7 protein-coding genes and 1 pseudogene are annotated in these 8,862 nt (G+C 70.7%); 4 read left to right on the top strand and 4 right to left on the bottom strand.

Going from position 1 to position 8,862, the window contains the following annotated elements; genetic code table 11:
• On the top strand, positions 1-593 hold a 593-nt coding region (locus tag D7W79_RS33905), incomplete at its 5' end, for a MiaE family protein (RefSeq protein WP_244222122.1).
• Positions 594-607: 14 nt separating this feature from the next.
• Here the strand turns inward: D7W79_RS33905 and D7W79_RS33900 are convergent.
• On the bottom strand, positions 608-2,464 hold the full coding sequence (locus tag D7W79_RS33900) for an SLC13 family permease (protein ID WP_439099256.1): 1,857 nt from the start codon (positions 2,462-2,464) through the stop codon (positions 608-610).
• Positions 2,465-2,616: 152 nt separating this feature from the next.
• Between D7W79_RS33900 and D7W79_RS33895 the strand changes: the two genes are divergently transcribed.
• From D7W79_RS33895 to D7W79_RS33885, 3 genes are all read left to right on the top strand, one after another.
• Positions 2,617-4,410, top strand: a complete 1,794-nt coding sequence (locus D7W79_RS33895; RefSeq protein ID WP_120529474.1) for a phosphoenolpyruvate carboxykinase (GTP) — start codon at positions 2,617-2,619, stop codon at positions 4,408-4,410.
• Positions 4,411-4,548: 138 nt separating this feature from the next.
• Positions 4,549-5,379, top strand: a complete 831-nt coding sequence (locus D7W79_RS33890) for a tetratricopeptide repeat protein (RefSeq protein ID WP_120529473.1) — start codon at positions 4,549-4,551, stop codon at positions 5,377-5,379.
• Positions 5,379-6,818 carry an ABC transporter substrate-binding protein gene (locus D7W79_RS33885; protein ID WP_120529472.1) on the top strand — a complete coding sequence of 480 codons (1,440 nt, stop codon included), beginning with the start codon at positions 5,379-5,381 and terminating at the stop codon, positions 6,816-6,818. The genes D7W79_RS33890 and D7W79_RS33885 overlap by 1 nt, the downstream gene beginning before the upstream one ends.
• Here the strand turns inward: D7W79_RS33885 and D7W79_RS33880 are convergent.
• The 3 genes and pseudogenes from D7W79_RS33880 to bioD form a co-directional block, all read right to left on the bottom strand.
• Complete coding sequence (locus D7W79_RS33880) at positions 6,799-8,100, bottom strand: pyridoxal phosphate-dependent aminotransferase (protein WP_244222121.1); 1,302 nt, start codon at positions 8,098-8,100, stop codon at positions 6,799-6,801. The genes D7W79_RS33885 and D7W79_RS33880 overlap by 20 nt on opposite strands.
• A complete protein-coding gene (locus D7W79_RS33875; RefSeq protein WP_120529476.1) occupies positions 8,097-8,375 on the bottom strand; it encodes a hypothetical protein in 279 nt (92 codons plus the stop codon). The genes D7W79_RS33880 and D7W79_RS33875 overlap by 4 nt, the downstream gene beginning before the upstream one ends.
• A gap of 115 nt (positions 8,376-8,490) precedes the next feature.
• Positions 8,491-8,757, bottom strand: a pseudogene (gene bioD, locus D7W79_RS33870) (ATP-dependent dethiobiotin synthetase BioD); the annotation flags it as partial.
• Between the last annotated feature and the right edge of the window lie 105 nt (positions 8,758-8,862).

Here is an 8,862-nt window from a genome sequence, read left to right as displayed (position 1 = left end):
TCTCCGGAGCGGGCCCCGTCATCCTCCACGCGCCCACCGACCCCGGCTGGCTGCCGCTGGCGCTCGCGAACTTCGACGCGGTGCTGGTGGACCACGCCCACTGCGAGAAGAAGGCCGCCGCCAACGCGCTGTCCATGCTCCAGGCCTACCCGGACCTGCCGGACCTGCCCTCGCAGATGGCCCGCCTGGCCCGCGAGGAGAGCGCCCACCTGGCGCGCGTCCTGGACCTGATGGCCGCGCGCGGCCTCACCCTCACCAAGGACGCGGGCGACCCGTACGCGCAGGGGCTCCAGAAGCACGTGCGCACGCCCGCCCCGGAGCGGCGCGTGGACCGCCTGCTCGTCGCCGCCATCATCGAGGCGCGCTCGTGTGAACGGCTCTCCCTGCTCGCGGAGGGGCTCACCGACCCGGCGCTCGCCCGCTTCTACGGGGAGCTGGCCCAGTCGGAGGACGGCCACCAGTCCCTCTTCCACCGCCTGGCCGTCACCGCGTCCAACGGCGACGAAGCCTCCGTGGACGCGCGCCTGCAATACCTCCTGGAACAGGAGTCACGCGTGCTCGCGGACGTGGGGCTGCGCGCGGCCATCCACTGAAGGCCCGGGCGGCCTCAGTGGAACGGCCACACCACGGGCACGGCGAAGACGAGGAACACCACCAGCACCGCGGTCAGCGGCGTGCCCAGCCGGAAGAAGTCCGTGAAGCGGTAGTGCCCGGGCCCGTAGACGAGCACGCAGCTGGGCTCCAGCGGGGTGATGAACGAACAGCTCGCCGCCAGCGTGACGCCCATGGCGAAGGGGCGCACGTCCACGCCCAGCTGCGACGCCGCGTTGAGGGCCACCGGCAGCACCACCAGCGCCGCGGCCTGGTTGCTCATGGGCGCCGACAGCACGATGGTCAGCACCATCAAGAGCGCCAGCACCGCGCGCGGCCCGCCATACGCGCCCAGCCGGGCCACGTGGTCGCCGATGAACTTCCCCGCGCCGCTCACCTCCATGGCCAGCCCCAGCGCCATCATGGCGCCGATGAGCAGCACCACCCGCCAGTCCACGCGGAACGCGGTGCGCGCGTCCACGCACCGCGTGGCGATCATCAGCAGCATGCCGGTGAGCCCCGCCAGGGACAGCGGCACCCACCCCAGCGAACCCGCCGCCAGCGACCCCAGGAAGATGATCACCGCGAGCAGCGCCTTCGCGTAGCGCGGCGGCTCGTACTCGTGGCCCTCCAGCACCATCAGCGTATGGCCCGGCGCCAGCTCCGCCACCTTCTGCCGCGGGCCGCGCAACAGCAGCACGTCCCCCACGGCCAGGGGCAGCGTGGACAGCGAGTGGCTGTGGTAGGCGCGCCGCAGCAGTTGGAGCTTCGTGAGCCGCTGGATTCCAGGCCGGCGGTGCAGCCCCAGCGCCACCAGCCCGAAGCGCTCCACGAACAGCGTCTCCTTCAGGCTGCGCCCCACCAGCGGACTGCCGGGCGGCACGCCCACCTCCGCGAGCATCGACTCCGGCCCCTCCAGCTCCGCGTCCGACAGCCGCACGTCCGGCCGCAGCTCGATGCCCTGCAGGTCCTTCACCCGGAGGACATCCTCGCGGCGGCCCTCCACCAGCAGCCGCTCCTCGCCCGTCAGCACGTAGGACGGCTTCGCGTCGAGCGTCTCGCCGTCGCTCACCACGCCAATCACGCGCAGCCCCAGGCCCTCGCTGATCTCCGACAGGGGCTTGCCCACGTAGCGCGAGTCCCCGGGCACCACGGCCTCCGTGAGGTAGTCCCGCAGCGCGAAGCCCTCCGTGCCCGGCTTGCCCTCGCGCGCGGGCAACAGCCACCGCCCCAGCAGCACCACCACGCCGATGCCCAGCAGCACCACCGGCAATCCCACCGGCGCCAGCTCCGTCACGCCGATGGGCGCCATCCCCTGCCGCTTCAGCGCCGCGGACACCACCAGGTTCGTGGACGTGCCGAACAGCAGCACCGTGCCGCCCAGCATGGACGCGTACGCCAGGGGCAGCAGCACCTTGCTGCGCGGCACCTTCGCCCGCTGCGCGGCGCCAATGGCCACCGGCAGGAAGGCCGCCGTCGTCACCGTGTTGGAGATGAACGCGGAGAACACCGCCACCACGCCCATCATCGCCAGCACGAACGCCTGGTGGCCGAAGCGCGCGAAGAACGCCATCCGCTGCCCGACCATCTGCACCACGCCCGTGGCGGCGAGCCCCTGCGTCATCGCCAGCAGGGTGAAGATGAAGATGACCGTGTCGTTGCTGAAGCCCTCGAACGCCTGCGCCGGCGTCAGCACCCCGGAGAGCGCCAGCAGGCACACCACCACCAGCGAGGTGAACTCGATGGGGATGGAATCCATGGAAAAGAGGACCAACGCGACGACGATGACGGCCAGGACGAGGGCGATGGACATGGAGTGGGTGCGCTCCCCCAACCTGCGCACGGAATGACGCGCTGCCAGCGCGTGCCGCACCGCGCCGTTTACTGATGGGCGACCGGGCGCTGATAAGTGGAATTAGGCCAGAGCGGTCGAAAGTCCGGTTGACTGCCGGACGTCGGTTGCTTTTGGGGCCCCGGTCCAGAAGGTTTGGTGTTTCTTCCGAGAGATACCCCGAGGAGACCTCCATGGCTTCGACGCAAGCGGCAGCCGCCACCGAGCAGGCGCCCACGAAGAACCCCACGCTGCTGGCCTGGGTGGCCAAGATGGCCGCGATGACCCAGCCGGACCGCATCGTCTGGTGTGACGGCTCGGAGGCGGAGAAGCAGCGCCTCACCGAGCAGGCCGTGAAGGACGGCACGCTCATCCCGCTCAACCCCCAGAAGCGCCCGGGCTGCTACCTGCACCGCTCCAACCCCAACGACGTGGCGCGCGTCGAGCACCTCACGTTCATCTGTACGCCGAACAAGACGGACGCGGGCCCCACCAACAACTGGATGGAGCCGGAGGCCGCCTACACGAAGCTTTCCCAGCTGTTCGAAGGCTGCATGAAGGGCCGCACGATGTACGTGGTGCCCTACGCCATGGGCCCGCTGGGTGGCCCCTCCACGAAGATTGGCGTGGAGCTGACGGACAGCGACTACGTGGTGCTCAACATGCGGATCATGACCCGCATGGGGAAGGCCGCGCTGGACATGCTGGGCGACAGCGACGACTTCAACCGCGGCCTGCACTCCACGGGCGACGTGAACCCGGACCGCCGCTACATCTGCCACTTCCCCCAGGACAACACCATCTGGAGCTTCGGCTCCGGCTATGGCGGCAACGTGCTGCTGGGCAAGAAGTGCCTCGCGCTGCGCATCGGCAGCTACCTGGGCCGTGAAGAGGGCTGGCTCGCGGAGCACATGCTCATCCTGGGCGTCACCTCCCCCAAGGGCGAGACGACGTACATCGCCGCCGCCTTCCCGTCCGCGTGCGGCAAGACGAACTTCGCCATGATGATCCCGCCCAAGGAGTACGCGGGCTGGAAGATCGAGACCGTCGGCGACGACATCGCGTGGATGCGCCCGGGTCCGGATGGCCGCCTGTACGCCATCAACCCGGAGGCCGGCTACTTCGGCGTGGTGCCCGGCACCAACTACAAGACCAACCCCAACGCCATGGAGACCATCTCCAAGGACACGCTCTTCACGAACGTGGCGCTCACGCCCGACGGCGACGTCTGGTGGGAGGGCAAGGACGGCGAGGTCCCCGAGGAGCTCATCGACTGGCAGGGCAAGCCCTGGAAGAAGGGCAGCACGGAGAAGGCGGCGCACCCGAACAGCCGCTTCACCGCGCCCATGAGCAACAACCCGGTGCTGTCCGGCAAGGCGAACGACCCCCAGGGCGTTCCCATCAGCGCGCTCATCTTCGGCGGCCGCCGCTCCAACACGGTCCCGCTGGTCATCCAGGCCTTCAACTGGACCCACGGCGTGTTCCTGGGCGCCACCATGGGCAGCGAGACGACGGCGGCGGCCACCGGCAAGGTGGGCGTCGTGCGCCGCGACCCCATGGCCATGCTGCCCTTCTGCGGCTACCACATGGGCGACTACCTCCAGCACTGGCTGGACATGCAGAAGTCCATCCCGCAGCTGCCGAAGATCTTCCAGGTCAACTGGTTCCGCCAGGACAAGAACGGCAAGTTCATCTGGCCGGGCTTCGGTGAGAACATGCGCGTCCTCGAGTGGATCGTGAACCGCGTGCACGGCCGCGTCCCCACGCAGGAGACGCTGCTGGGCTGGGTGCCGCGCCAGGACCAGGGCCTGAACCTCAACGGCCTGGACCTGTCCGCGGAGGCCATCGCGGAGGCCACCTCCATCAAGGAGGACGAGTGGAAGTCCGAGCTCAAGAGCCAGGAGGTCTTCTTCGAGCAGCTGGGCACCAAGGCCCCCGAGGCCCTGATGCTCCAGCGCAAGCTGCTCATCGCGCGCCTGGACGGCTGATCGCCGTCTGACGCCTGGGAAGGCCCTTCCGGGGCTGCTTCCTCCCCTGTTGCTACAGGGGTGGGGGTGGCCCCGGCGCTTTTTTAGGGGGGCCAGCGCTTCGACGGCCGGAATGTTCGGCGCTAGGCTCCCCGCCCCATGAGACTGGTTTTCGTGTTGTCGCTGGCGCTTGCGTTGTCGCCGGGGTCCGCCCTGGCGCAGCGGGGTGGCTCCAAGGTCAACGTCCAGGCCCTCCTGAAGGAGGGCAAACGCCTCTACGACGCGGGCAAGTACCGCGAGGCGGCGGAGGCGCTGAAGCAGGCCAACGAGGCGCAGCCGCACCCGCGGCTCGTCTACAACATCGCCGTGGCGCTGGAGTACGCGGGCGAGCCCCGCGAGGCGATGAGCTACTACCGGCAGTACGTCACGTCCTCCAGCGAGGACACCGACCCCACCCTGCTGAAGAACAGCAACCGCGCCATCGACCGGCTGCGCGTGCAGCTGGACCGCGAGGACCAGGCGCAGGCGGTGGCGGACGCGGACAGGAAGCGCCTGGAGGCGGAGGCGGAGGCCGCGCGGCAGAAGGCGGATGAAGAGCAGGCCGCGGCGCGGCGCGCGGAGGAGGAGAGCGAGCGCCAGCGGCAGGCGGAGATGGACCGCGCGGTGAAGTCCTACCGCAACCAGCGCATCGCGGCGTTCGCCACGGGCGGCGTGGCGGTGGTGGGCGTGGGCGTGGGCGTGCTCTTCGGCCTGCAGGCGCGCGACCAGCGCGAGCAGTTCGACAACGCCAGCACGCTCGCGGACAAGCAGCGGCTGTCGGACAGCACCAAGAGCAAGGCGCTGCTCGCGGACATCGGCTTCGGCGTGGGGCTCGCGGGGGCCATCACCGCCATCATCCTGTATCCCAAAGAGGGCCCTCCCGCGCAGGGCGACGTCCGCGTGACGCTCGCACCGCGTGGCGCCGGGGTCGGCATGGAGGGGCATTTCTGATGCGCGCGCTGGGAATGATGACGTTGGGCATGGCGCTGCTGTCGTCCGGGTGCAGCTTCACCACGGCGGGCGGCCTGTCCGAATGCACGACGAGCAGTGACTGCGGCAGCAACAGCGTCTGCACCTCCGGCTTCTGCCTGCCGCAGCCGGCGGGATGCGACCAGGTGGTGGGCGCCACGTCCGCGGCGAACCCCATCGTGCTGGGCGCGGCCCTGCCGCTCACCAACGCGAGCGGCAACGCGGAGATTGAACAGCAGCGCTTCAACGGCCTGAAGCTGGCGCTGGATGAGGTGAATCAGGCGCAGGGCGTGGGCGGCCGTCAGTTCGTCATGTACGTCTGCGACACCGGGGCGGACGTGAACCGGGCGGTGACGCAGGCTGCGTGGATGGTGAACGACAAGGGCGCGGTGGCATTGTTCAGCGCGGGCAGCGCGCAGACGCTCGCCATCAGCGAAATCACCGTCCCCAAGAACGTGCTGCTCATGAGCCACACGGCAACGAGCTCCGCGTTCACCACGCTGTCGGACAAGAACGGCGGCAGCGTGGGCCTGGTCTGGCGCACCACGCCCTCGGACGTGCTCCAGGGCCGCGTCATCGCGGACGTGCTCCAGGGCGTCACGCCCATCAACGACCCGGGCGTGACGTTCACCCCTCCGACCAAGGTGGGCGTGGCGTACGTGAACGACTCGTACGGAAACGGCCTGTACGACGCCATCCAGAACCGCATCCCCAACAAGGACAACGTCACGGGCGCGCAGTACAACCGCAACGAGTCCGTGAGCGGCGCGGTGACCCGGCTGGTGTCCTTCAAGCCGGACCTCACGGTGCTGGCGGGCTTCCCCGAGGACAACGCGCGGCTGCTTCCGGAGGCCGTGGGCCAGGGCGTGTCCGTGGCCAACGGCAACCGCTGGTTCCTCACGGACGCGAGCAAGGACCTCACGCTGCTGACGAACCTGGGCGCCAACAAGGCGCAGCTCAACGGCGCCTACGGCACGGCGCCCGCGTCCGCGCGGCCCAGCGACTCCACCTACAAGCTGTTCGCGGACCGCTTCATCACCGCCTACAAGACGGACCCCGGACAGTTCTCCTTCACCGCGCACGCGTACGACGCCATGTACCTGGTGACGCTGGGCGCGGCGTACGCGGTGGGCAACGACCCCAACAACCCGCAGCCGGTGACGGGGCCCCGCATCGCGGAAGGGCTCACGAAGCTCACGCCCCCCGCGGGCCAGTCCGCGACCACCTACTCGCTGGGGTCCACGCAGTTCACAGCGGCGCGCGAGGTGCTGCGCACCGGCGCCATCATCAACGTGCGCGGCGCCAGCGGCGAGCTGGACTTCAACAACGACACCGGCGAGGCGCCCTCTCCCTACGAGCTGTTCAAGGTGGAGAACAGCGCCTTCAAGACCGTGCAGCTCATCAACCCGCCGGTGGACTGAGCACGCGCACCAGCGGAGCCAGGGCGGCGGTGAAGACCTCGGGCGTCGGCAGCAGCGACAGCACGAGGTACGCACCGCCGCTGAAGTCGAAGAAGTAGCCCGGCTGCACGCGCACCCCCTCCTCCAGGAGCCGCAGGCAGGTGGCCTCCTCGCCGGGGTGATGGGGGATGCGCAGCACCGCGCTCCAGCCGCCGTGCGCGGGCACCACGTCCCACGCGGCGTCCGCCGGACGCGCCTGGAGCAGCCGTTCCCGGTTCCCCTTCACGCGCTCCAGCACCGCCTGTTGGAAGCGCGGCGCGTGGGCCAACAGCGCCGGCAGCGCGAGCTGCACGGGCGTGGCCACGGACAGCACCGCGTCCGCCACGTCCTCCAGCCGGGCCAGGGCCTCGTCGCGCGCGTGCGCGGGGCCGCCCGCGTGCAGCCACGCCAGCTTGAGGCCGGGCAGGCCCGCCACCTTGGACAGGCCGGAGAGCGAGAACGTGAGGCACGGCAGCGGCCGTCCCGCCACCGACGTCACCCTCCCCGCCTCCGCGTCCCAGGCGAAGTCGGAGAACACCTCGTCGCTGATGAGCGCCAGGCCGTGGCGGGCGCACACGTCCGCGAGCGCATACAGCTCGTCCTCGTGCAGGAAGTGGCCCGTGGGGTTGCCCGGGTTCACCACCAGCACCGCGCGGGTGCGAGCGTCCACGGCGGCCTCGACCTGCCCCGCGTCCAGCCCGAACCCGTGCACGGCGGGGAGGCGGTAGGAGCGCGCGTGCACGCCCTCCAGTCGCGCCAGGACGTCCACCAGCGGGTATCCGGGCGCGGGGACGAGGACGTTGTCCCCCGGGTCGCACAGGAGCTTGAGGAGCCAGCCGTAGGCCTCGCTGGTGCTGGCGCTGAGGACGACGTGCGCGGCCTCCACGGTCGGTCCCCGCTGAGACAGGTGCGTGGCCACGGCCTCGCGCGCGGACGGCAGGCCGAAGGGCTCCGGCGCGTAGACGAAGGGCGAGGGCGTGGGGCCGCCCTCCTTGCCCGGCGCCGCCGGTAGGGCGCCGTCACGGGCCACCGCTGGCGTGGGGCCGCCGCGTCCTGCGACGGGCTCCGGGAGAAGGGAGGAAGCCGGTGGCGGCGCCGCGCCCGCCAGCAGCAGCTGCGCGTCGGGCAGGGGCAGCCCCACGCGGGTGGGGTTGGTCTCCGCCAGGTCCAGCAGGGGCAGCCCGCGCGCGTGGCGCTCGGCGACGGCCTGGGACAGCGGGTTGGGCGTGCGCGGGAAGGCGGTGCGGAGCGAGAAGCGGCTCACAGCCCCGTCTGGAGCATGGCGCTGGCCACGCGGCGGATCAGCTCGCGGCGCAGCTCCAGGCGGCAGTGCTCGATGGCCTTCTCATGCGGCCGGGGCAGCTCCGGGTCGCGGGTGCGGATCGCGGTGCGCAGGACCAGCTCGACCTTCGTCGGCTCAATCTGGAACAGCCGCGGACCGTCTTTCTGGAGGAAGTAGGACAGCCCGCGCTGTTCGATGAGCTTCTGGAAGAAGCGTCGGACGTCCGCGAGGAGCGTGATGTCGATGATGTCCGCCATTCGTGACGGCTTTCTCGCGCGGAAAAAACGGGCCGTCCAGATCACGGCCGCCACCACGCGAAAACTTGCGCGACCTGTAGCACGCGCCTTTTCGGCGAACGCGGCGGAGGCCGATTTATCGGGCCCGCGCGCGTTCGGGCACCAGCGGCGCCAGCGCCCGCCGGAACGCCAGGCGGCGCTTTCTCGGATCCTCCACATACGGCACGGGACCCAGCACCTCCACCCCGTGGCGGGCCTCCAGGTAGCGCCGGTTGTCCCGCTCCGCCAGGTCGCGTCCGGGCACCCCGCGCGACAGCACCACCGCGCGCACGGGCACCTTGCGCGACGCCAGCGCCTCCAACGACAGCGCGACATGGTTGAGCGTGCCCAGCCCTGCGCGGGCACCACGTCCCACGCGGCGTCCGCCGGACGCGCCTGGAGCAGCCGTTCCCGGTTCCCCTTCACGCGCTCCAGCACCGCCTGTTGGAAGCGCGGCGCGTGGGCCAAC

Origin of the sequence: Corallococcus exercitus, from assembly GCF_003611585.1 — a bacterium.
GTDB classification, from domain to species: Bacteria; Myxococcota; Myxococcia; order Myxococcales; family Myxococcaceae; genus Corallococcus; species Corallococcus exercitus.
Note: the sequence above shows the minus strand (reverse complement) of the source record. Positions and strands in the feature narration are given on the sequence as shown.

What these genes read in the sequence shown, in the direction of transcription:
- D7W79_RS33895 (WP_120529474.1), top strand. Translation starts at nt 2,617, where the DNA reads ATGGCTTCGACGCAAGCGGCAGCCGCCACCGAGCAGGCGCCCACGAAG.
- D7W79_RS33890 (WP_120529473.1), top strand. Translation starts at nt 4,549, where the DNA reads ATGAGACTGGTTTTCGTGTTGTCGCTGGCGCTTGCGTTGTCGCCGGGG.
- D7W79_RS33885 (WP_120529472.1), top strand. Translation starts at nt 5,379, where the DNA reads ATGCGCGCGCTGGGAATGATGACGTTGGGCATGGCGCTGCTGTCGTCC.
- D7W79_RS33875 (WP_120529476.1), bottom strand. Translation starts at nt 8,375, where the DNA reads ATGGCGGACATCATCGACATCACGCTCCTCGCGGACGTCCGACGCTTC.